The 22,209-nt window shown below is 69.0% G+C and carries 21 protein-coding genes; 12 read left to right on the top strand and 9 right to left on the bottom strand.

Annotated elements, in window-relative coordinates; genetic code table 11:
* Positions 1-2: 2 nt before the first annotated feature.
* Both FHT36_RS08275 and FHT36_RS08270 read right to left on the bottom strand, forming a co-directional pair.
* A complete protein-coding gene (locus FHT36_RS08275; RefSeq protein WP_246702084.1) occupies positions 3-1,031 on the bottom strand; it encodes an efflux RND transporter periplasmic adaptor subunit in 1,029 nt (342 codons plus the stop codon).
* Positions 1,032-1,084: 53 nt separating this feature from the next.
* Positions 1,085-1,288 carry a DUF2892 domain-containing protein gene (locus FHT36_RS08270; protein ID WP_024281123.1) on the bottom strand — a complete coding sequence of 68 codons (204 nt, stop codon included), beginning with the start codon at positions 1,286-1,288 and terminating at the stop codon, positions 1,085-1,087.
* A gap of 129 nt (positions 1,289-1,417) precedes the next feature.
* Here FHT36_RS08270 and FHT36_RS08265 point away from each other — a divergent pair, with 129 nt between their 5' ends.
* A complete protein-coding gene (locus FHT36_RS08265) occupies positions 1,418-1,711 on the top strand; it encodes a helix-turn-helix transcriptional regulator (protein WP_246702083.1) in 294 nt (97 codons plus the stop codon).
* Between the two features lie 249 nt (positions 1,712-1,960).
* On the opposite strand, the gene FHT36_RS08260 is transcribed toward FHT36_RS08265, so the two are convergent.
* The gene (locus FHT36_RS08260) at positions 1,961-2,650 is read right to left on the bottom strand and encodes a methyltransferase (protein WP_169121998.1); all 690 of its coding nucleotides are present in this window, start codon (positions 2,648-2,650) and stop codon (positions 1,961-1,963) included.
* Positions 2,611-3,030, bottom strand: coding sequence for an EVE domain-containing protein (locus FHT36_RS08255; protein ID WP_169121997.1), 420 nt, complete (start codon positions 3,028-3,030; stop codon positions 2,611-2,613). Before FHT36_RS08255 ends, FHT36_RS08260 begins: the two co-directional genes overlap by 40 nt.
* 155 nt (positions 3,031-3,185) lie before the next feature.
* Between FHT36_RS08255 and FHT36_RS08250 the strand changes: the two genes are divergently transcribed.
* Together FHT36_RS08250 and FHT36_RS08245 are read left to right on the top strand one after the other, a co-directional pair.
* The gene (locus FHT36_RS08250) at positions 3,186-3,485 is read left to right on the top strand and encodes an antibiotic biosynthesis monooxygenase (protein WP_169121996.1); all 300 of its coding nucleotides are present in this window, start codon (positions 3,186-3,188) and stop codon (positions 3,483-3,485) included.
* 187 nt (positions 3,486-3,672) lie between these two features.
* The gene (locus FHT36_RS08245) at positions 3,673-4,422 is read left to right on the top strand and encodes a YkgJ family cysteine cluster protein (RefSeq protein ID WP_210257620.1); all 750 of its coding nucleotides are present in this window, start codon (positions 3,673-3,675) and stop codon (positions 4,420-4,422) included.
* A 202-nt stretch (positions 4,423-4,624) separates the two neighbouring features.
* Here FHT36_RS08245 and FHT36_RS08240 read toward each other — a convergent pair whose 3' ends face one another.
* Together FHT36_RS08240 and tsaD are read right to left on the bottom strand one after the other, a co-directional pair.
* Complete coding sequence (locus FHT36_RS08240; protein WP_348644397.1) at positions 4,625-5,608, bottom strand: NAD(P)H-dependent glycerol-3-phosphate dehydrogenase; 984 nt, start codon at positions 5,606-5,608, stop codon at positions 4,625-4,627.
* A 3-nt stretch (positions 5,609-5,611) separates the two neighbouring features.
* Positions 5,612-6,715 (bottom strand): tRNA (adenosine(37)-N6)-threonylcarbamoyltransferase complex transferase subunit TsaD, encoded by a 1,104-nt coding sequence (tsaD, locus tag FHT36_RS08235; RefSeq protein ID WP_169121995.1) that lies wholly within the window; start codon positions 6,713-6,715, stop codon positions 5,612-5,614.
* Between the two features lie 86 nt (positions 6,716-6,801).
* On the opposite strand from tsaD, the gene hemC reads away from it, so the two are divergent.
* From hemC to FHT36_RS08205, 6 genes are all read left to right on the top strand, one after another.
* A complete protein-coding gene (gene hemC, locus FHT36_RS08230) occupies positions 6,802-7,746 on the top strand; it encodes a hydroxymethylbilane synthase (RefSeq protein ID WP_169121994.1) in 945 nt (314 codons plus the stop codon).
* Between the two features lie 138 nt (positions 7,747-7,884).
* The gene (locus FHT36_RS08225) at positions 7,885-8,583 is read left to right on the top strand and encodes a uroporphyrinogen-III synthase (RefSeq protein ID WP_169121993.1); all 699 of its coding nucleotides are present in this window, start codon (positions 7,885-7,887) and stop codon (positions 8,581-8,583) included.
* Between the two features lie 110 nt (positions 8,584-8,693).
* Positions 8,694-10,241 (top strand): hypothetical protein, encoded by a 1,548-nt coding sequence (locus FHT36_RS08220; RefSeq protein WP_169121992.1) that lies wholly within the window; start codon positions 8,694-8,696, stop codon positions 10,239-10,241.
* Complete coding sequence (locus FHT36_RS08215) at positions 10,238-12,007, top strand: heme biosynthesis HemY N-terminal domain-containing protein (protein WP_169121991.1); 1,770 nt, start codon at positions 10,238-10,240, stop codon at positions 12,005-12,007. Before FHT36_RS08220 ends, FHT36_RS08215 begins: the two co-directional genes overlap by 4 nt.
* A gap of 313 nt (positions 12,008-12,320) precedes the next feature.
* Positions 12,321-14,126 carry a translation elongation factor 4 gene (lepA, locus tag FHT36_RS08210; RefSeq protein WP_169121990.1) on the top strand — a complete coding sequence of 602 codons (1,806 nt, stop codon included), beginning with the start codon at positions 12,321-12,323 and terminating at the stop codon, positions 14,124-14,126.
* 70 nt (positions 14,127-14,196) lie between these two features.
* The gene (locus FHT36_RS08205) at positions 14,197-14,379 is read left to right on the top strand and encodes a DUF1508 domain-containing protein (protein ID WP_169121989.1); all 183 of its coding nucleotides are present in this window, start codon (positions 14,197-14,199) and stop codon (positions 14,377-14,379) included.
* On the opposite strand, the gene FHT36_RS08200 is transcribed toward FHT36_RS08205, so the two are convergent.
* Both FHT36_RS08200 and FHT36_RS08195 read right to left on the bottom strand, forming a co-directional pair.
* On the bottom strand, positions 14,376-15,683 hold the full coding sequence (locus tag FHT36_RS08200) for a PepSY-associated TM helix domain-containing protein (protein ID WP_210257619.1): 1,308 nt from the start codon (positions 15,681-15,683) through the stop codon (positions 14,376-14,378). The genes FHT36_RS08205 and FHT36_RS08200 overlap by 4 nt on opposite strands.
* Positions 15,680-17,719 carry a TonB-dependent siderophore receptor gene (locus tag FHT36_RS08195; RefSeq protein WP_348644413.1) on the bottom strand — a complete coding sequence of 680 codons (2,040 nt, stop codon included), beginning with the start codon at positions 17,717-17,719 and terminating at the stop codon, positions 15,680-15,682. The genes FHT36_RS08200 and FHT36_RS08195 overlap by 4 nt, the downstream gene beginning before the upstream one ends.
* Before the next feature lie 430 nt (positions 17,720-18,149).
* On the opposite strand from FHT36_RS08195, the gene glsA reads away from it, so the two are divergent.
* Entirely contained in the window at positions 18,150-19,148 is a 999-nt protein-coding gene (glsA, locus tag FHT36_RS08190) for a glutaminase A (protein ID WP_169121987.1), read from the top strand.
* Positions 19,149-19,250: 102 nt separating this feature from the next.
* Here glsA and FHT36_RS08185 read toward each other — a convergent pair whose 3' ends face one another.
* Complete coding sequence (locus FHT36_RS08185; protein WP_229645552.1) at positions 19,251-19,790, bottom strand: hypothetical protein; 540 nt, start codon at positions 19,788-19,790, stop codon at positions 19,251-19,253.
* Between the two features lie 304 nt (positions 19,791-20,094).
* Here FHT36_RS08185 and groES point away from each other — a divergent pair, with 304 nt between their 5' ends.
* Both groES and groL read left to right on the top strand, forming a co-directional pair.
* Positions 20,095-20,385: a co-chaperone GroES gene (gene groES, locus FHT36_RS08180; protein WP_024281106.1), complete on the top strand. Its 291-nt coding sequence runs from the start codon at positions 20,095-20,097 to the stop codon at positions 20,383-20,385.
* A 70-nt stretch (positions 20,386-20,455) separates the two neighbouring features.
* Entirely contained in the window at positions 20,456-22,102 is a 1,647-nt protein-coding gene (groL, locus tag FHT36_RS08175; RefSeq protein ID WP_029556584.1) for a chaperonin GroEL, read from the top strand.
* Positions 22,103-22,209: the final 107 nt, after the last annotated feature.

Below are 22,209 nucleotides of genomic sequence, written 5' to 3'. Positions count from 1 at the left end.
GGTCAGCGCCCTGCCGCGGAGATCACGTCGCCGTCCTTGAGGCCGGTGAGAATTTCCACCCGTTCGCCGTCATCGCCGGCAAACCGCTCGCCGAGGATGACGGGCACGTCGAGCGGGCCGCCAGCGGTGGCCAGCGTCACATAATCGATGCCGTGCTGCGTGCGGATGAGGGCGGCGGGAACGGCCAGCACCGAGCGCCGGCCGATCTCCACCCACACCAGCGTGCGCTCATTGACGAAGTAGCTGCCGAGGCCATCCACCTCCACGTCCGCCATGACGCGGCCGGCGGAGATTTCCGGATAGACCTTCACGATCCGGCCTGGCCGGGCGGTGGCGGGCGTTCCGGCCTTGTCCTGCGAGATGCCGCGCTCGCCGATGCGCACCGTGCCGCCCTCGCGGATGGAGGCGGCGTGGCGCTCGGGCAAAGACAGGCGGAGGGAATAGGGGCCGGAGGCGACGCGGGCGATCTCGTCGCCGGCCAGAACCACGCTGCCGGGCGTGACCGGAACGGTGAGGACGCGGCCATCGGCGGGGGCGAGCACGGCGCCCTCGCGGGCGCGCTGGAGGATCACGGCGCGGTCGGCTTCTGAGGCCGTCACCTGGTTGGTGGCGACATCGAACTGGGTTTTTGCGGTATCGAGCCGCGCCTGGCTGGCGACGCCGCGGGCGACGAGTTGCTGGGCGCGGTCCAGCTCGATCTTCGCATTGTCGAGCTGGGAGGTCAGCTCCTTGATCCTGGCGTCGGCGGCGTTGAGGGTGAGGGCGTTCTTGTCGTCCACCACCAGGGCGATCTCGTCGCCCTCCTTCACCTTGTCGCCTTCGGAAACGGTGACGGAGCGCACGGTGCCGCCGATGCGCGCCCGGGCGGGCACCACGGTGCGGCTCTTGACCTCGCCGAAGACGCCCTTCAGCTCCGGCACCTCCACGCTGCGCACGGTGAAATCGGCGGCGCGGGCGATGCCGGACGCAGGCAAAAGGGCAGCCATCGCCACCGCGAAGGCCGCGGCGGGCGGGATGAAGCGCAGGGACATGGGTTGCTCTCTCTGCCCGGCCTCGTGCCGGGCGGGGGTTCGGTTCCGGGTGTTCAGGTGAAGGCGACGCCGGGCTTCACGCCCAGCTTCTTGAGCAGGATGGCCGCCGGGCAGAAGCCGGTGACGGACGCCTGCATCAGGTTCGCGCCCACGAAGGCGGTGAGCCAGAAGAAATAGGGCGACACGGTGAGGCCGAGGCCGAGCGACGCCAGCACCATGAAACCCGCAAACATCATGACGATGCGATCGACAGACATTATGCTGCTCCCGAAATCCTGCTTCGTCGGGGCGCGCCGTTCGGGCGCCCCTTGCGTGCGGGCTTCCCCGCGTTGCCATTGCATCTAACATTCAATTATCATAAATTCAAGACTATGAATGTTGTTGAGATGATCCCCGCCTCGGAGCAGGCGGCCGAACTCATGCGCAGCCTGTCCCACCCGCAGCGCCTGCTGGTTCTGTGCGCGTTGGTGGATGGCGAGAAATCGGTCGCGCAGCTCCGCGACGAACTCGCCATCGAGCAGGTGCCCATGTCGCAACAGCTCATGCGCCTGCGCGCGGACGGCCTCGTGGAGGCACGGCGCGAAGGCACGAGCGTGTTCTACCGCATCGCGCGGGAGGAGGTGCTGGCGGTGATCGCCGCGCTTCACAAGGCGTTCTGCCCGAACCGGGTGGAGTGCTGAGGGGCAGCCCTCGCACGTCGGACACGCTGTCGCTTGTCCCGAGAACCGCTCTCGCGCCCCGGACGCATGGAGCGCAGCGGAATGGTTCCACACAGGCCGTCATGGCCGGGCTTGTCCCGGCCATCCACGTGGTGCGGCCGGAAACATCATTCGGACATCGTCCCATCGGCCCGACGTGGATGCCCGGCACAAGGCCGGGCATGACGATGGAGTTGCGGCGAGGCTCCTACTTGCCCGCCAGACAGGCCCTTACGCTGGCCGCCAGACGGCCGTGCGCTTGATTTCCATGTCCTCCAGCTCCCGCGTCACCGGGACGGAATATTCGGCCAGCTTCGTCAGCCGGTCCTTGGGCAGATAGGTGCGGCCGGGATCGCCGATGAGCACGCCGGCGCCGCGCGCCGCGAGGGCGAGGAGCCAGGCGAAGACCTTTTCCGAAAGATCGCGCTCATAGGCGATATCGCCCGCGAGCACCGTGTCCCAGCCCTCGTCGCGCCCGATGAGGTCGTCCTGCACGGGGGAGAGCGCGACGCCGTTCGCCGCCCCGTTGAGAGCGATGGCGGCCACCGCGAACGGGTCGATGTCGGCGCAGGTGACAAAGGCCGCCCCCGCCTTCATGGCGGCGATGCCCACCAGCCCGGAGCCGGAGGCGAAATCCAGCACGCGCTTGCCGCGCACCGTCTCGGGATGGTCCAGCACATGCCGCGCGAGAGCCTGCCCGCCTGCCCAGGCGAAGGCCCAGAAGGGCGGCGGCAGGCCGAGTTCGCCCAGTTCCTCCTCGGTGCGATGCCAGATGGGCACCGCCTCATCGGCCACATGGAGCGAGATCTCCGGCACCAGCGGCACCGGGCGCAGGCGTGTCTCGGCGCGGATGAAGGCGTTGGGATCGCTGATCGCGCGGCTCACGCCTTCAGGCCGCCCATGGCGCAGACGAGGGCCCATTCCTCGTCCGTCACCGGCTGCACCGAGAGGCGGGAGAACTTCATCAGCGCCATCTCCGAAAGCCGCGGCTCGGCCTTCACGGCGGCGAGGGTGACGGGCGTCTTCAGCGGCTTCACCGCCTTGATGTCCACCATCACGAACTTGCCGGTGGGGTCGGAGGGGTCGGGATAGGCCTCCTTGATGACCTCGACGATGCCGACGATCTCCTTGCCTTCGTTGGAATGGTAGAAGAAGCCGGTGTCGCCGATCTTCATGGCGAGCATCTGCTGCTTGGCGAGGTGGTTGCGCACCCCGTCCCAATGGGTGCCCTTGGCGCCGGCCTTCACCTGCATCTCCCAGGACCATTTGAAGGGTTCGGACTTGTAGAGCCAGTGGGCCATGGCAATGCTCGCGTTCGCAATCGATTGAGCGGATGTGCCGTTTCCCGCCTTGCTTGGCAAGGCTTCTTGTCATGGCTTGCCTGCGACGCGCGAGGCCTTAATCTCCGCCGCGGCGGCGCGGGCGAATCCCGCTGCATCACATCAAGGAAGAGCACATGGTCTACGAGGTTGCCACGCTCGACATCAAGGAAGGCTCCGAGGCGGCCTTCGAGGCGGCGGTGAGGGAGGCGGCGCCCTATTTCCAGAAGTCGCGCGGCTGCATCGGCATGTCGCTGGCGCGCGGTGTGGAGACGCCCACGCGCTATCATCTCCTGGTCACCTGGGAGAGCGTGGAGGACCACATGGAGCACTTCCGCAACTCGCCCGAGTTCCAGGAGTGGCGCCGCCTCGTCAGCCCCTACTTCGCCAGCCCGCCGTCGGTGGAGCACACCACTGGAGTGGCCACCTACTTCTGAGGTGCCCGGCTTCTGAAGGCTTTCCCCGCCCCCTTTGTCCCGGGGGGCGGGGCCCTACGCAGTTTCCCGGAGTTGTTGGCTATTCCCGATCGTACATAGCTTGTTCCATCTCAATGCTCCGGCTCCGGCTTTTGGCCAGCGTGCCGGATCGCCCGTTTGGGGCGCGACGCATTTTTGGAGGCTTGCCGTGGCGATCGCTTCCGGGACGGACCCCGCGTCCGATGGTCCTGCCGCCTTTTTCCGTGCCCAGCACGCCGCCTTCGGCGCGACCCTCGGCGCCCATGCGGGCTCGGCCGAGATCGTCGACCGCATCTGGATGCAGGCCTTCTCCAGTTACGAGCACAATGTGGCCGAGCAGGCGAAGGATCTGCCGCCGCTGGCCTGCCACAAGGGCTGCGGCACCTGCTGCCGCATCCAGGTGGCGGCGACCATGCCCGAGGTGCTGATGGTGGCGCGCTATGTCCGCGCAATGTCCGAAGGCTTCCGCAAGGTAGGCATCGACCTGCCCGCCCGACTCGCCGCCGCGCAGGCCACCGCGCCCGCCGCCTCCGGCACCATGGCGCTGGGCGGGGAATGCCCGTTCCTCGCCGAGGGCATCTGCGTGATCTATCCGGTGCGTCCGCTGGCCTGCCGCGGCCACGTCTCGTTCGATGCCGAGGCCTGCATCGCCGCGCTGGAAGGCGAGGCGGACGAGGTGCCGGTCTCCGAATCCCATCGCACGGTGCGGGCGCTGGTGCAGGGGGCGCTGCAATCGGCCCTGCGCGATGCCGGCAAGCCCTGGGCGCTCTACGACCTGCTCGGCGCGCTGCGCATCGCGCTCGCCCACCCCGACGCCGAAGCCGCCTTCCGCGCCGGCGAGGACGTGCTCGACCCCGCCATCATCGCCCATGTGAGCCGCGAGGAGATGGGCCGCACCTTCGACCGGCTGAAAGCCTGAAACCCGCGCGGCGCTTGAGCGAAGACCGCGAACAAAGCCCTCGCGCCATTTCCTTCTCGCCGTCATCGCCCGCCTTGTGCGGGCGATCCACTGGGCCGACCGAGGGGTGGCGGGAGTGATGCGCAGCGGGACGGGCGGCGGGGTGGATCCCCCGGACGAGCCGGGGGATGACGGCTGTGAAGCTGAGAAGAGGCGCTGCCTCTCACTCCGCCCTTTGCGGCCTCGCCATCAGCGCCTCGATGGCGCCGTCGATGCCGAGGCGGCCGGCGAGCACCGCGTCCACGGCGGCGCTGACGGGAACGTCCACGCCCTTCGCCGCCGCCATTTCCACCAGCACGCTGGCGGTGAAGGCGCCTTCCGCCAGCTTGCCCGCCCCCGCCTCGCCCGCCCCCAAAGCGCGGCCGAAGGCGAAGTTGCGCGATTGCGGGCCGGAGGTGGTGAGGATGAGGTCGCCGAGGCCGGAGAGGCCGGTGATGGTCTCCGGCCGTGCGCCATAGGCGGCGCCGAAGCGCATCAGTTCGGCAAAGCCCCGCGCCACCAGCGCGGCCGCGGCGCTCGCCCCCAGCCGGCGGCCGGAGACGATGCCGGCGGCGATGGCCAGCACATTCTTCGCCGCCCCGCCGATCTCGGCGCCGCGCACATCGGTGGAGTGATAGAGCCGCAGCGTGGACGAGCCGAGCGCCTGCGCGAGATCCTTCGCCAGCGTCCCGTCCCGCGCCGCCAGCGTCACCGCTGTGGGGAGGCCCGCCGCCACATCGGTGGCGAAGCTTGGGCCGGAGAGCACGGCGGGCCGCGCGCCGGGCAGGGCCTCGGCGATCACCTCGCTCATGAAGGCGCGGGTGCCGCGCTCGATTCCCTTGGCGCAGGAAATGACCGGCATTCCCGCCGGCACGCGGGCGCCGAGATGCCCCAGCGCTTCCCGGCAGGCCTGCGCCGGCACCACCAGCAGCACGGCGTCGCAATCGGCCACCAGATCGAGGTCCGACACGGGCGAGACGGCGGGATCAAGGGCAATGCCCGGCAAATCGGGCCGGTTCTCGCGGGCCGCCGCCATGTCGGCCATGGCCGTGGCGTCGCGCCCCCACAGCACCACTTCGCGCCCGGCGCGGGCGGCGGCATTGGCGAGCGCGGTGCCCCAGGCGCCCGCGCCCATCACGCCGATGCGGCGAAAGCTGGAACCCGACACCGTTCAGGCCCGCGCGGTGGCAGAGGCGGCGGCCGCCGGATCGAGCGGCCAGCGGGCGCGCGGGCTCACGTCGAGCCGGTCGCGGATGCCCCGGGCCAGCCGCTCGGCCCCGGCCCAGGCGATCATGGCGCCGTTGTCGGTGCACAGCACCGGCGCCGGCATGGCGAAGCGGGTGTTCAGCTCGGCCGCCACCTTGGCGAGGCTTTCGCGGATCATGCCGTTGGCGGCGACGCCGCCGGCCACCACCAGCGCGGTGGGGCCGCGCCCCAGCCGGTCGCGGAAGGCGCGGGCGCCGGCGCGCACGCGGTCGGCGATCAGGTCCACCACTGCCGCCTGGAAGCTGGCGCAGAGGTCGGCCACGTCCTCGTCCGAGAGCGGGGCGAGGCGGTCCGCCTCCAGCCGCACGGCGGTCTTGAGGCCGGAGAGGGAGAAATCGGGCTCGCGCCGCCCCAGAAGCGGGCGCGGGAAGGCGAAGCGGGCGGAATAGCCGTGCTTGGCCTGCTCCTCCACCTGCGGTCCGCCCGGATAGGGCAGGCTCAGCATCTTCGCCACCTTGTCGAAGGCCTCGCCCACCGCGTCGTCCAAAGTGGTGCCGAGGCGGGTGTATTTGCCCACATCCTCGATGGCGAGAAGCTGGGTGTGGCCGCCCGAGACGAGCAGGAGCAGATAGGGGAAGGCGACGCCATCGGTGAGGCGGGCGGTGAGCGCGTGGGCTTCCAGATGGTTCACCGCGACCAGCGGCTTCTTGGCCGCGAGCGCGATGGCCTTGGCGGTGGTGAGGCCCACGATGACCCCGCCGATGAGGCCGGGGCCGGCCGCCGCGGCGATGCCGGAAAGCTCGGAATAATCCACGTTCGCCTGCCGCATGGCCTCGGCGATCACATGGTCCAGCACCTCCACATGGGCGCGGGCCGCGATCTCCGGCACCACGCCGCCATAGGGCGAATGGATTTCCACCTGCGAGCGGATGACGTTGGAGCGGATGTCGGATGCGCCCGAGGGCGAGCGCGTCACCACCGCGGCCGACGTCTCGTCGCACGTGGTCTCGATGCCGAGCACCATGAGATCGGGCAAACCTTGATCCTCCAGAGCCTTGCGCGCCGCCATTGCGCTGCGCCGCAACGCCGCCTATCCCGTTTCGAATCCCTCGCGCATTCTACGCATCCCTGAACGAGAATACGAAATTGGAAGAAATGTCCGGCGGAAAATCCCCTGTCGCGCCTCCAATCTTGCGCATCGGCACCCGTGGCAGCCCGCTCGCTCTGTGGCAGGCCCATGCGGTGCAGGCGGCCCTCGCTCAGGCGCTGAACGTCGCGCCGGCCGAGGTCGCCGTCGAGGTCATCCGCACCACCGGCGACCAGATTCAGGACCGGGCGCTCTCCGAGGCCGGCGGCAAGGGGCTTTTCACCAAGGAGCTTGAGGAAGCGCTGCTGGATGGCCGCGTGGACCTCGCCGTGCATTCCGCCAAGGACGTGGCCACCTATCTGCCCGAGGGCCTGCACCTCGCCGGCTACCTGCCGCGCGCCGATGTGCGCGATGCGCTGATCCTGAAATCCGGCGCCGGCCTCGCCGATCTGCCGGCCGGCGCGCGGGTCGGCACCGCCTCGCTCCGGCGCGAGGCGCAATTGCGGCGCCTGCGGCCGGACCTCAAGGTCGAATTGCTGCGCGGCAATGTCCACACCCGCCTCGCCCGGGTGAGGGACGGGGATTTCGACGGCACGCTTCTCGCCCTCGCCGGCCTCACTCGGCTCGGCCTCGCCGAGGTGGCGAGCGCGGTGCTGGCGACATCGGAATTCCTGCCGGCGGTGGGGCAGGGGGCCGTGGCCATCGAATGCCGCGTACATGACCCCGCCACCAATGCCGCCATCGCCGCCATCGCCTGCCGTGACACCGGCATCGCGCTGGCCGCCGAGCGCGCGTTCCTGACCGCGCTCGACGGCTCCTGCCGCACCCCCATCGCCGGCCTCGCCAAGGTGGAGGGCGACCAGGTGCGCCTCTCCGGCCTCGTCATGACGCCCGATGGGGCGGATGCGGCGGAAGCCTCCGGTGCGGCACCCATTGCCGATGCCGCCGCGCTCGGCACGGCGCTGGGCACGCAGCTGCGTGCCAGCGCCCCGGCTCGCGCGCTGGGATTGTGAGTTTTCGGCGTGGCCGTTTCGGTCGCGCCCCATTTCGGGTTTCGGGCGCGGCTGCCGCCGCGTCCGGTGTTTTTCGGCGCGGCACGGGTCGCGTCGGCCGTTGTTCTGCCCCGCTCTTCCGCTCGATTGATTTTGCCCATGCATGTTCTCGTCACCCGGCCGCTGCCTGCGGCGAACCAGACCGCCAAGCGTCTTCGGGCGCTGGGGCATGACGTGATCGTCGATCCCATGCTGCGGATCGCCCCCACCACGACACCGTTGCCGGATCGCCCCTTCGATGCGGTGGCCTTTACCTCCATCAACGGGGTGACGGCCTTCGCCGCCCATCCTGACGGCAAGCGCTTCCTGCATCTGCCGGCCTTCGCGGTGGGGCCGCGCACGGCCAAGGAGGCCCGCGCCATCGGCTTCGCCCAGGTGACCGATTGCGACGGCGACGCCTCGGCATTGGCCGGGCGCATCGCGGCGGTGCTCCCGTCCGGCGCGCGGGTGCTGAACCCGGCGGGGGAGGACCGCGCCGCGGATCTCGCCGGCCTGCTTGCCGCCCCCGGCATCTCGCTGGACCTCGCCATCGTCTATGCCGCCGAACCGGCCGATGCGCTGAGCGAAGAGGCCCGCGCGGCGCTGGCGAGCGGAACCGTTAAGGCCGCGCTGCACTTCTCCCAGCGAACGGTGAAGACACTGCTCAGGTGCGTCGAAGGCGCGGGGCTTAACGACACGTTGACCGGTGTGAGGGAACTGTGCCTGTCCGAGCAGGTGGCCGAGCCGTTCGTTCGCAAGGGTCTGGCGGTGGAAGTCGCCGCCGCGCCCAATGAGGACGCATTGTTCGCGCTGCTGTGACGCGGCTGTGAGGGACGGGGGCGGGCGCCGCGGTTGCGGCCCGGCCCCGGCCGGTCTATCCCGGTCCCGAAGACGGGTCCGAACCCAATAGGGAGGCACGAGCGACGCCGATGGCCACCAATACGCCGGCGAGCGACGATCCGAAGGCGGAGAACTTCTCCTCCCGACCGCCCCGCACCCCGCCCACGCTTGATTTGAAGGCGCAGGAGATCGCCCGCGCGCCCGTGGCGTCCGAGCCGGCCGCGTCCGGCACGCCGGCTGAAGAGCCTGTGGCGGCCCCCGCCTTGGCTGACGCTTCTGCCGGCACTGAAGCCCCCGAGAAGAGCGCCGAGCAGGTGGCCGAGACCGAGGTTCGGCAGGACGGCGACACGCCGGCCGACCCCCCGCCCCCGCCGCATCCGGCTCCGGAAGCCCCCCGCAAGGGCGGCGGTGGCACCGTGTTTGCGGCGCTGATCGCCGGCCTCATCGGCGGTGGCGCGGCGGCCGGCGGGCTGTGGTACGCCCTGCCCATTCTTTATCCGCCGGCCCCGGTGGCCGCGCCGAAGGTCGATCTGTCGCCGCTGCAGTCGCGCATCGCCGCGCTGGAGGCCCGGCCCGCCGTCGATCCCCGGGCCATTGCCGCCCTCTCCGAGCGGCTCGATCGCGACGAGGCCGCGCTCAAGGCGGTGCAGGACGCCCTCGCCGGGCTGAAGGCCGCGCCCGCCGCCGCGCCGTCCGCTGCCCCCGCAGCTCCCGCCATCCCTCCGGCGCTTGTGAAAAGCGTGGACGATCTCAAGACCGCCGCCGAGCAGGGCCGCGAGGCGCTGGCCGCCTTGCGCCGCGACGTGGACGCCCTGAAGGGCAGCGACAGCGCCCTGCGCACGGCGGTCGCCGCCGCCACCACCGGCACCCGCGAGGCCGGCGCCAAGGTGGAGGCTCTGGCTCCTAAGGTGGAGGCTCTGGCCCCGCAGGTGCAGGCGCTCATCGGCGCCACCCAGTCGCTCGCTCCGCAGGTGCAGGCCCTCGCCACCCAGACCCAGGCCCTCGGGCCGCAGGTGCAGGGGCTGGAGAAGCAGGCCGAGGCCATCGGCCCGCGCTTCGATGCGCTGAAGACGCAGATCGAGGAGGCGAGCGCCGCCGCCACGAAGTTCAACCGCACGGCCTCCAGCCTCGTGGTGGTCGCCGCCTTCCGCGATGCAGTGGTCTCCGGCCGTCCTTTCGCCGCCGAGCTTGCCGCCGCCCGCGCCACGCTCGGCGCCAATGCCGGCCAGCTCGACGCCTTCGCCGCGGCGGCCGAGAAGGGCTTCGCGCCCTCCGCCGCGCTCGCCGCCCGCCTCGCGCAGGAAGGGGCCGCCGCGCTCGGCGCCGCCGCTCCCGCCCCGAGCGATGCCAGGGCCTCGCTGGTGGACCGCCTGATGTCCTCGGCCGAAAGCCTCGTGAAGGTGCGCCCCGCCACCGGCCCCGGCTCGGTGGATTCGGAAGGGCTCATCGCCACCGCCGTCACCCAGGTGCGCGCCGGCCAGCTCGACGAGGCCCTGAAGACGCTGAAGCAGCTGCCCGAAAGCGTGCAGCAGCGCCTCGCCGTTCTCCGCGACATCGAGGCGCGGGCCGCCGCGGTGCGTGCCGCCGGATCTCTCTTCCAGCAGCAGCTGGCCGCCATTTCGGGGAAGGTGCCGTGATCCGCCTCGTCCTGCTCCTCATCCTCCTCGCCGCCGCCGCCTTCGGCGTCTCCTGGCTCGCCGATCGGCCGGGCGAGATCGCCGTGGTGTGGGAGGGCTGGCGGGTGGAGACCACCGTGCCGGTGGCCCTCGCCGTCATCGCGGTCGTCTCCGGCGTGCTGCTGCTGCTCTGGCGGCTGCTCTCGCTGCTCGTTCGCTCGCCCAAGCTGATCGCCGCCTTCTCCCGCCGTCGCAAGCGCGAGAAGGGCTGGCAGGCGGTCTCGCGCGGCCTGCTCGCGGTGGGCATCGGCGACAATGCCGCCGTGCGTCAGGCGCGCCATGACGCCGCGCGGCTCCTGCCGCACGAGCCGCTCACCCATCTCCTCACCGCCCAGGCCGCCCAGCTCGACGGCAAGCCGGAAGTGGCCATCGCCGCCTTCCGCGCCATGGTGGACGATCCCTCCACCCGCCTCCTCGGCCTGCGCGGGCTGCACATGGAAGCCCGCAAGGCCGGCGACAAGGCCGCCGCCTATGCCATCGCCGAGGAGGCCGCTTCGGCCGCCCCGACGCTCGGCTGGGCCGCCGATGCGGTGATCGAGGCGCGCTGCGCCGCCGGGGACTATGCCGGCGCCCGCGCGGTGCTCGAACGCCAGATGGCGCAGAAGGGCATCGACAAGGCACAGTACAAGCGCCGCCGCGCCGTGCTGCTCGCCGCCGAGGCCATCGCGCTGGAGCAGACCGATCCGCTGGTCGCCCGCGAGAAGGCGGTGGAGGCGGTGCGCCTCGCGCCCACCCTCGTGCCCGCCGCCGCCTGCGCCGGCCGCCTGCTGGGCGCCGCCGGAGAGCTGCGCAAGGCGGCGAAGATCGTCGAGACGGCGTTTGCCGCCAACCCGCACCCGGAACTCGCCGACGTGGAGGCGTATCTGCGTCCCGGCGATGCGGCCCTCGACCGGCTGAAGCGCATCCGCACCCTCGCCAACCGGGCGCCCTCCCAGCGGGAAAGCGCCATCGCGCTCGCCCGCGCCGCCATCGATGCGCAGGAATTCCGCCAGGCCCGCCTCGTGCTGGAGCCGCTGCTGGACGATCCCAGCCAGCGCGTCTGCCTGCTGATGGCAGAGCTGGAAGCGGCCGAGCACGCGGATATCGGCAAGGCGCGCGAGTGGACCGCCCGCGCCGTGCGCGCCAATCGCGATCCCGCCTGGATCGCCGATGGCGTGGTCTCCGACCGCTGGGCGCCGGTTTCGCCGGTGTCTGGTCGCTTGGACGCCTTCGTGTGGGAGGTTCCGCCCGGTGTCTCCGCCACCCCGATCCTGGAGCACGAGGCGGAGCGGGTGAAGGCGGCCATTGCCGCGGTGCGCGCCAGCGAGGAAGCCAAGGTCGCCGAGAAGAAGATCGCGGAGCAAAAGCTCGCCGAGAAGAAGCTGGCCGAGCTCAAGGCTGCGGAGCCCAAGCCGGCCGAGTCCGCGCCGGCCGCTTCGGCCGAAGCTGTTGCTGCCGGGGCGCCGGTGGTGGTCGTCGAGGTGCCCGCGCCTGTCGCATCGAACCCTCCCGAGCCCAAGGGGGCCGAACCCAAGGCCGTCGAGCCGGTGCCGGTCATCCTCGCCCCGCCCGCCGGCAATGGCGCGGACGCGCGCGGCCGGTCGCGGCAGAACGGCAAGCCAGAGAACGGAAAGAAGGCCGACGCCATCGTCGCCTTGCCGCCCCTGCCGGATGATCCCGGCCCCGAGGCGGATGCGACGGAGGAGCCGGACCCCAGCTCCAAGTCCCGGCGCCTGATGGGGCTCTGAACCACCCGTTTCCCTTCTCCCCTCGCGGGAGAAGGTGGCGCGCGGCGTATGCCGCGTGGCGGATGAGGGGGCTGGCTCCGGTCCTCACAAGGTGCGGCAACCGGAGAGGCATACCCCTCACCCCGGCCCTCTCCCGCAAGGGGAGAGGGGGCGCTGATGGATGGTATGGCTCTCCCACGGCGGATGAGGACGCCGGTTCCGGTCTTTACGGCGGTGCGGCGAAGGGGAGAGAGGCCCCCGAGAGTCCCCTTGCATCGGCCCCTCGATCAGCCTTCGCCTTGTGGCCGCCCCGCGCCGATGCTATGCGGCCCGGATGACCGCCACCGCCCAGAAGCACATCCGCAACTTCTCCATCGTCGCCCATATCGACCACGGGAAGTCGACCCTCGCCGACCGCCTGATCCAGATGACCGGCGGGCTCTCCGAGCGCGAGATGACGGAGCAGGTGCTCGACAACATGGATATCGAGCGCGAGCGCGGCATCACCATCAAGGCCCAGACGGTGCGCCTCTCCTACAAGGCGCTGGACGGCGAGACCTACGTCCTCAACCTCATCGACACCCCCGGCCACGTGGACTTCGCCTATGAGGTGAACCGCTCGCTCGCCGCCGTGGAGGGCTCGCTGCTGGTGGTGGACGCCTCCCAGGGCGTGGAGGCGCAGACGCTGGCCAACGTCTACCAGGCCATCGACAACAACCACGACATCGTGCCGGTCCTTAACAAGGTGGACCTGCCCGCCGCCGAGCCGGAGAAGGTGAAGGCGCAGATCGAGGACGTGATCGGCCTCGACGCCTCCGACGCCATCGGCATCTCCGCCAAGACCGGCCTCAATGTCGATCAGGTGCTGGAAGCCATCGTCACCCGCCTGCCGCCGCCCATGGGCGACCGCGAGGCGCCGCTGAAGGCGCTGCTGGTGGACAGCTGGTACGACACCTATCTCGGCGTGGTGGTGCTGGTGCGCATCGTCGACGGCGTGCTCAAGAAGGGCCAGCGCATCAAGATGATGGGCTCCGGCGCCGTCTATGACGTGGACCGCGTGGGCGTGTTCACCCCCAAGATGGTGGTGATGAGCGAGCTGGGCCCGGGTGAGATCGGCTTTCTCACCGGCTCCATCAAGGAAGTGGCGGACACCCGCGTCGGCGACACCATCACCGAGGACAAGCGCCAGACCGACGCCGCCCTGCCGGGCTTCAAGCCGGCCCAGCCGGTGGTGTTCTGCGGCCTGTTCCCGGTGGACGCGGCCCAGTTCGAGGATCTGCGCGCCGCCATGGGCAAGCTGCGCCTCAACGACGCCAGCTTCTCCTTCGAGATGGAGACCTCCGCCGCCCTCGGCTTCGGCTTCCGCTGCGGCTTCCTCGGGCTGCTGCACCTGGAGATCATCCAGGAGCGCCTCGAGCGCGAGTTCAATCTCGACCTCATCGCCACCGCGCCCTCGGTCATCTACCAGATCGAGATGACGGACGGCACGACCATCGATTTGCACAACCCGGCCGACATGCCGGACGTGGTGAAGATCGAGGAGATCCACGAGCCGTGGATCCGCGCCACCATCCTCACCCCGGACGATTATCTCGGCTCCGTGCTGAAGCTCTGCCAGGACCGGCGCGGCAACCAGATCGAGCTGACCTATGTGGGCGCGCGCGCCATGGTCACCTATGACCTGCCGCTCAACGAGGTGGTGTTCGATTTCTACGACCGGCTGAAGTCCATCTCCAAGGGCTACGCCTCGTTCGACTACCAGATCACCGAATACCGCCCCGGCGACCTCGTGAAGATGTCCATCCTCGTCAATGCCGAGCCGGTGGACGCCCTCTCCATGCTGGTCCACCGCACGCGGGCCGAGGCGCGCGGCCGAGTGATGTGCGAGAAGCTGAAGGATCTCATCCCCCAGCATCTGTTCAACATCCCCATCCAGGCCGCCATCGGCGCCAAGATCATTGCCCGCGAGACCATCAAGGCCCTGCGCAAGGACGTGACCGCCAAGTGCTACGGCGGCGACATCACGCGCAAGCGCAAGCTTCTGGACAAGCAGAAGGAAGGCAAGAAGAAGATGCGCCAGTTCGGCAAGGTGGAGATTCCGCAGGAAGCCTTCATCGCCGCGCTGAAGATGGACGAGTGAGGAAGACTTTGCCTGCGCCGCGAATCGGCGCAGGCTTCGCCGCGCTGATCGTCCCATGGGAGGATGCGTCATGGCGAAGTTCGAGGTTTATAAGGACAAAGCCGGCGAATTCCGGTTCCGCTACAAGGCGTCCAACGGCGAAGTGATGTTCGCCTCCGAGGGCTACAAGGCCAAGTCCTCCGCGATGGAAGCCATCGAGTCCATCAAGAAGAACGTGGCGTCCGCCACGGTCGAAGATCTCAGCAAGAGCTAGCCGTTCTGCGAGATCTGGCCCTCCTGCCGCGCGGCCGCGGGGGCACCGTCGGGTCGTGCCGGCGCAGCCGTGGTGCGCGCCGGCCGTGACTTGCCCGATGCAGCCGCCTTTCCTTTCCGGCCCACGCGCCCCTTGCGCTTCATCCACCACACCGCGACGCCGGTGATGGCGAGGCCGGCGATCACCACGCCCATCACGGCGATGATGATGCGCCCCGTCAGGCCGAAGACGCGGCCCGAATGGATGGGGAACTGGAGCTGGATGAAGACATCCCCTGCCGTGCCCACGCCCGGCAGGCTGGCGCTGCGGAACGCTCCCGTCGCGCCGTCGAAATAGAGCCAGCGCCTGTCCATGGGGTCGTCGTGATCGCCGAAGGCGACGCCGAACACCCCATAATGGGGCGAGTAGAAGATCTCGCCCGCCGGCTCCTGCCAGCCCCGTCCGCGCGCCTCCTTCAGCCCCGCCTCCAGCACGGTATCGAAGGAGAGGGTGCGCTCGCGCAGGGGCGCCAGCGGTCCGCCGGAGAAGGGCGTGGGCGTGAGCTTCGAGACGAGGCCCACCACCGGCTCCACCACCTCCTGCCGCAAATTCATGGCCACCGAGGACAGAGCGAGGGCGATCAGCACCACGAACAGCCAGAGCCCGGCCGCCCGGTGCAGGTCGATGTTGAGGCGGAAGGCACTGCCGCCCTTGATGGTGAAGGCGGATCGCCATTTGGTGAGGAACGGCCGCCCGCGCGGCAGGGTCAGCGCGAAGCCGACGAAGCCGTCCACCAGCCAGAGCAGCGCCACCCCGCCCATGAGCAGCGTGCCATAGATGCCGGGCAGGCTCAGATTGTGGTGCAGTTCATAGAGGAAGGGCATGATCTTGAGCGCGGAGAAGCAGCACGCGCCCCACAGGCGCGCCGCTAGCACCTCGCCGCTCACCGGGTCCACCAGGAAGGTATCCGCCGGGATCGGCACCGGCTCGCCCGTCGCCGGATCGATGCGCCCGAGGGCCGCGACCTCCGCCGCCTCGCCGGCTTCGTGGGGCAGCGACAGGTACCAGACACGAAAGTCGGGATGGCCGGCCTCCACCGCCCGCGCCAAGGCGTCCGGCGACAGCGGCGTGCCCACGGCGGTGGCGCGGTAGGCGGAGGGGTTCAGCCACTCGTCCAGCTCGTGGTGGAAGGCGAGGACGCTGCCGGTCAGCCCGGCGATCACCAGGAACAGCGCGGTGGACAGGCCGAGGATGCGGTGCGCCCACACCAGCCCCGGCCGCAGGGTGAAGCGCTTCGCCGGCGCCGGCTTCGCCCCGGGGCTCACCAGCGATAGCGCACGGAGGCGATCACCGAGCGTCCCTGCTGCCAGTACCAGTAGCCTTCGTTCAACAGCGCGTTCTGCTGCCCGAAGACGTTCTTCGCGTTCAACTGGAAGTTCCAGTTGTCCTTCTCATAATAGAGCGCGGCATCCACCGGATATTGCGCGCCGTTCTTGTAGAGATTGTTGGTATCCGACCAGAACGGACCGATATAACGGATGCCGCCGCCCACGCCGAAGCCCTTCCAGTCGCCGTCCTGCACGGTGTATTTCGCCCAGAGCGAGGCGATGTGCGCGGGCATGTTGGGCGGCGTGTTGCCGATGGTCGGAACATCGAGGCTGTTGATGATGCGGCCCTGGGTGAAGGTATAGGCGGCGGTCAGATCAAGCCCCTGCGCCAGCTCCACCAGCGCCTCCGCCTCGAAGCCGCGCACGCGCACGTTGCCCACCGGGAGGTAGAAGAAGCTCACCGGGTCCGGCACGGCGTAATTGTTCTGGGTGATCTGGTAGGCTGACAGGGTGAAGAAGCTGCGCCCGCCCTTGGGCTGATACTTCACGCCCGCCTCGTACTGCTCGCCGCTGGACGGCTCCAGAAGCTGGCCGCTCTGGTCCACGTTGATGGAGGGCAGGAAGGACGTCGCATAGCTCACATAAGGCGAGACGCCGTTCTCGAACGCATAGAGCAGCCCGGCCTGCCAGGTGAAGGCCTGGTCGTCGCGGCCGGCGGTCTCGATGCCGAAGCTGCTCTGGCTGGTGGAGGCGAAGTCCTGCCGCCCGCCGATGAGGAAACGCCAGCCGTTGCCGAATGCCATCTGGTCCTGAAGATAGAGCCCGACCTGATTGAGCCCCGCGCCGTCCCGCGACGTGATGGCCGGCATGACCAGGAGGTTGGGCACGTTGGGGTTGAAGATGTTCACGTCCCCCGCCGGCCCGTCGCCCATGCCGTAGGAGCTGTCCAGCCAGAGATAGTCCACGCCGCCCAGCACCTTGTGCTCGACCGGGCCGGTGGTGAACTTGGCCTGCAGCTGGTTGTCGGCCTGGAAGCTGTTCACGGTCTCGATGTAGTTGGTGGCCGTCATGGAGATGAGCGGCCCGTTCATGACGCCGTTGGCGTCCGTCCACATGCTGTGATTGTCGATGTGGCCGTAGCGGACGTTTTGCTTGGCGCTCCACACGTCGTTGAAGGCGTGCTCCAGCTGGTAGCCGATCTGCTCCTGCGTCTGCTGGATGGCGTTGTAGGTGGTCCCCATGGGGATGCGCGTGAGCATCGTGGGGGTCTGCCAATACTGAGTGTTCGAGGGCGTCCGGCTGTCCAGCACGGTGCCGAGGATGGTGAGGCGCGTGGTGTCGTTCTGGAAGGTCACCGCCGGCGCGAGGTAGAGCGCGTTGTTGGTGCTGTAGCTCACAGTCCCGTCGGCGGCGCGGGCGACGCCGGTGAGGCGGTAGAGCACGCTGCCGTCCGCGTTGGCCCGGCCGCCCACGTCGAACGCGGCCTGCGACCATGCGGGATCGCCGAGCTGGCCTTCCACTTCCGCGAACGGCGTGTCCACCGGCATCTTGGAGATGCGGTTGATGAGCCCGCCCGGAACGGTCTGGCCGTAGAGCACGCTGGCGGGGCCCTTGATGACGTCGATGCGCTCAAGGCCATAGGTCTCGGTGCGCCAGGAGGCGAAATTGGCGCTCGGCTGGGCGAGGCTGTCGCGGAAGTTGCCGCGCGACGACACCGAGAAGCCCCGGATATAGATGTCGTCGAAGCGGGGATCGTAGCCATAGGAGCCGGTGAGCACGCCGGCGGTGTAGGAAACGGCATCCACCACGTTCTGGACGCCGCGGTCGTCCATCTCCTGCCGGGTGACCACGGAGACGGAACGCGGGGTATCTATGAGCGGCGTGTCGGTCTTGGTGCCGGCGCCGGAGCGGGTCGCCACATAGCCCTCCACCGGCCCCCAGGCGGTCTCGGCCACGCCCTCGACGTTCACCGTGGGCAGCGCGACGGACGGCGCCGCCTCCTGCGCCTGCGCCATGCCGAAGCTGACGGGCACGATCAAGGCGGAGGTGGCGAGCAGAGATCTGGCGGCAAACGCAATGGTCGTGAATGGTTTTCCGGCGAGACTCTGCCGGCTGTTGCGACCCAAAGAGCCCTTGTTCCGGCGGCGATGATCGTACGGATGAGGTGTAAAGACGGGCATCGCGGGGCTCGACGCAATTGAGACGACTTCCTGCTCTTTTATTAATCAGATACCGCTGGGGCAATATGCGGGGGATGATGTCGGGTAATATTGGATTGTCTCAAAACGATAACTGTTCTGATCTTTTCAAAGAATCGAAATAGACTAATTCCAGCTAATGCCGTTTCCTCCCTGCGGCGCGACGGGCTGGACGGGTCGGGGCGGGCCGCCGTGGCACGCCTTGTGCTTTGCTCACCGCGACGCGGCCGCCTGGTCCATGCCTGTGGTCGGCAAGGGGGAAGAGATGGATTCGAGCCTGCATGCGGCTCCCGCGGTGCCGGCCGGCTACGGTCTGGAGACGGTGGTGCGCCACACCTATGAGCGCACCCGCACCGACACGTCGGGTGCGCTCGCCGACTACATTCCCGAACTGGCGCTGGTGGACCCGGATCGCTTCGGCATTGCCGCCGTCTCGGTGGAGGGGGAGGTGGTCTCGGTGGGGGATGCCGACGTGGCGTTCACCATCCAGTCGATTTCGAAGGCATTTGCCTTCTGTCTCGCCCTTGAGGTGGCTGGCCGCGAAAAGGTGCTCTCCCGCGTCGGGGTGGAGCCTTCGGGGGATGCCTTCAACGCCATCGTCTTCGATGCCGAGACCAACCGGCCCTTCAACCCCATGGTGAATGCCGGGGCCATCACCGTTTCGGGCCTGCTGGTGGAGCATCTCGGCGCCGAGGCGCTGGATTTCGTTTTGGACCGCTTCTCCGCCGCAGCCGGGCGGCGGCTCGTGGTGGACGAGGCGGTGTTCCGCTCGGAGGCCGAGACGGCGCACCGCAACCGCGGCATCGCCCATCTCCTCACCAGCGCCGGCGCGCTCACCGCCGGGGTGGACGCGACGCTGGACCTCTATTTCCGCCAGTGCTCAATATTGGTGACGGCCGGAGACCTCGCCCGCATGGGGGCGACGCTCGCCAATATCGGCGAGAACCCGCTCACCGGCACGACGGCCTTCGCGGTGGATGCTGTGCGCTCCACGCTCGCCGTGATGTTCACCTGCGGGATGTACAATTTCGCCGGCAACTGGGCCTTCGACGTGGGCGTTCCGGCCAAGAGCGGGGTGGGCGGCGGTATCCTCGGGGTGGTCAACCGCCAGCTCGGCATCGCCACCTATTCACCCCGTCTCGATGGGCGGGGCAATTCCGTGCGCGGCATCGCCGCCTTCCGGGAACTGGCCGAGGAACTGGGCCTGCACCTGTTCGACCCCACCAACCGGGGGTCCGCCATGCTCACCGCCTTTGGGCGGTGAGCTTTTCAAGGTGATTTCGCCGCCTTTGGGCGGTGAGCTTTTCAGGATGCTTCAGCGCCCTCGGGCGCTGGGCTCGAAAAGAAGGGCGCGGGGCCCCTCAGATCACGCGCAGCGCACGTAGACCATGGTGCCGTAGCGCTTGGCCACTTCCGGATCGACGAACTTCAGCACCAGGATGTTGTTGTCGAAGCGCACCACCTGACGGTCGCGCTCGCCGCCGGCCGGGTCGTCGGGCGGGCCGATATAGACCGGGCCGTTGCCCACCTGCTTGGAGACCAGCTCGGTCAGCTTGTTGTCGTCGGCGAGATACATCATCACGCCGCCATTGGTGCCTGCGGTAATGACGTAGGGCTGGTTGCCGCAGGAGGCCTTGGCCTGGGCTTCGGTGCGCGTGGCGTCGTCCGGGCGGTGGTAGGCGGCAAGGCCCCAGCGGCCGACGAGGCGGTCGGGCGGGATCGGGCTGGTATAGACCGGGCGCGCGGCCGGTGGCGGCGCGGAGGGGGTCGTCTCGCAGCCGGCGAGGCCGAGGGCCAGCACGGTGAGGGCGGCGCCGGCCAGCGCGGCGCGCGGCCGCCCGAAGGCCGTCCATCCGAAAGCGGACCGCCCGAAAGCAGACTTGGATCCCGCAACCATCTTCGTCATGTGCTTTCCGAGGCCTCCCGCCGCCTGGAACAAGAATGCGACCACCCAGACAGTCGCCTGACCATAAAGGCTTGCGCCGTCGTCGTCGATGCCGTCTGCATCCGCCCCCGTCCGCCGTCAAGCCTCAGCTCCCAAAGAGCTTATCCCACGGCTCGTTACCGCTTTGCTAGCTCCCTGATTGCTGCAGCGCGCCTTGACGTTGGCCGGGCGCGCCCTTATCTCCGCGACGAGCTTGGCACTCTTCATTCGGGAGTGCCAGAACGGCGGGCCAGTGCCCGCGCTCCCCTCGAAGAGGTAACGACCCATGTCCTTCCGTCCTCTGCACGACCGCGTGGTCGTCAAGCGCATCGAAGCCGAGCAGAAGACCGCCGGCGGCATCATCATCCCCGACACCGCCAAGGAAAAGCCCCAGGAGGGCGAGGTGATCGCGGTGGGCGCCGGTGCCCGTGACGAGAGCGGCAAGCTCGTCCCCCTCGACGTGCAGGCCGGCGACCGCGTGCTGTTCGGCAAGTGGTCCGGCACCGAGGTCAAGATCGACGGCCAGGACCTGCTCATCATGAAGGAAAGCGACATCCTCGGCGTCATCGCCAAGTGAGCTTGGCCAAGTGATGTGCCGTGTGAGTTGCTGAGCCGCTCCACAGAAACAGAATCATAAGGAGGCCGTCATGGCTGCCAAAGAAGTGAAGTTCTCTTCCGACGCGCGCGAGAAGCTCCTGCGCGGCGTCGATATCCTCGCCAACGCCGTAAAGGTCACCCTGGGTCCCAAGGGCCGCAACGTGGTGATCGAGAAGAGCTTCGGCGCCCCCCGCATCACCAAGGACGGTGTGTCGGTGGCCAAGGAGATCGAGCTCGAGGACAAGTTCGAGAATCTCGGCGCCCAGCTCGTGCGTGAGGTCGCCTCCAAGACCAACGACCTCGCCGGCGACGGCACCACCACCGCTACCGTTCTGGCCCAGGCCATCGTGAAGGAAGGCGCCAAGTCGGTCGCCGCCGGCATGAACCCGATGGATCTGAAGCGCGGCATCGACCTCGCCGTCGCCGCGGCCATCGCCGACATCCGCGCCCGCGCCAAGAAGGTCTCGTCCTCCGCCGAAGTGGCGCAGGTCGGCACCATCTCCGCCAACGGCGATGCCTCCATCGGCGAGATGATCGCCGGCGCCATGCAGCGCGTGGGCAACGAGGGTGTCATCACCGTCGAGGAAGCCAAGACCGCCGAGACCGAGCTCGAAGTGGTCGAAGGCATGCAGTTCGACCGCGGCTATCTCTCTCCGTACTTCATCACCAATGCGGAGAAGATGATCGCCGATCTGGAAGAGCCCTTCCTCCTGATCTTCGACAAGAAGCTCTCCGGCCTCCAGCCGATCCTGCCGGTCCTCGAGGCCGTGGTGCAGACCGGCCGTCCCCTCGTCATCATCGCCGAGGACGTGGAAGGCGAGGCGCTCGCCACCCTCGTGGTCAACAAGCTGCGCGGCGGCCTGAAGGTCGCGGCGGTGAAGGCTCCCGGCTTCGGTGATCGCCGCAAGGCGATGCTCGAGGATATCGCCATCCTCACCGGCGGCACCGTGATCTCCGAGGATCTCGGCATCAAGCTCGAGAACGTCACCATCGCCCAGCTCGGCCGCGCCAAGAAGGTCATCCTCGAGAAGGAAAAGACCACCATCGTGGACGGCGTCGGCGAGAAGGCCGACATCGAGGCCCGCGTGAACCAGATCAAGGCGCAGATCGAGGAGACCTCCTCGGACTACGACCGTGAGAAGCTCCAGGAGCGTCTGGCCAAGCTCGCGGGCGGCGTCGCGGTGATCCGCGTCGGCGGCTCGACCGAGGTCGAGGTGAAGGAGAAGAAGGACCGCGTTGACGACGCGCTCAACGCCACCCGCGCCGCGGTGGAAGAAGGCATCGTTCCCGGCGGTGGTGTCGCCCTGCTCCGCGCCAAGGCGGCGGTGGAGAAGGTCACCTCCGACAACGCCGACATCAAGGCCGGCATCAAGATCGTCCTGCGCGCCCTCGAGGCCCCCATCCGCCAGATCGCCGAGAATTCTGGCGTGGAAGGCTCCATCGTGGTGGGCAAGGTGCAGGAGTCCAACGATCCGTCCTTCGGCTTCAACGCCCAGACGGAAGAGTATGTGGACATGATCGCCGCCGGCATCGTCGATCCGGCCAAGGTCGTGCGCACCGCGCTCCAGGACGCCGCCTCCATCGCGGCCCTGATCGTCACCACCGAGGCGCTCGTCGCCGAGCTGCCCAAGCGCGACTCCGGCATGCCCTCCATGCCCGGCGGTGGCATGGGCGGCATGGGTGGCATGGACTTCTGATCCATCCCCCGGTCCAGAAATGAGAGAGGGCGCGGCTTCGGCCGCGCCCTTTTCTTTTGGGCTGTGCGGTACAGACGAGCGATGGGGCGACGCTGCTCCCCTCTCCC

Origin of the sequence: Xanthobacter sp. SG618 (genome assembly GCF_012932745.1) — a bacterium.
Lineage (GTDB): Bacteria > Pseudomonadota > Alphaproteobacteria > Rhizobiales > Xanthobacteraceae > Xanthobacter > Xanthobacter flavus.
This window is presented reverse-complemented; position numbering and strand designations above follow the sequence as displayed.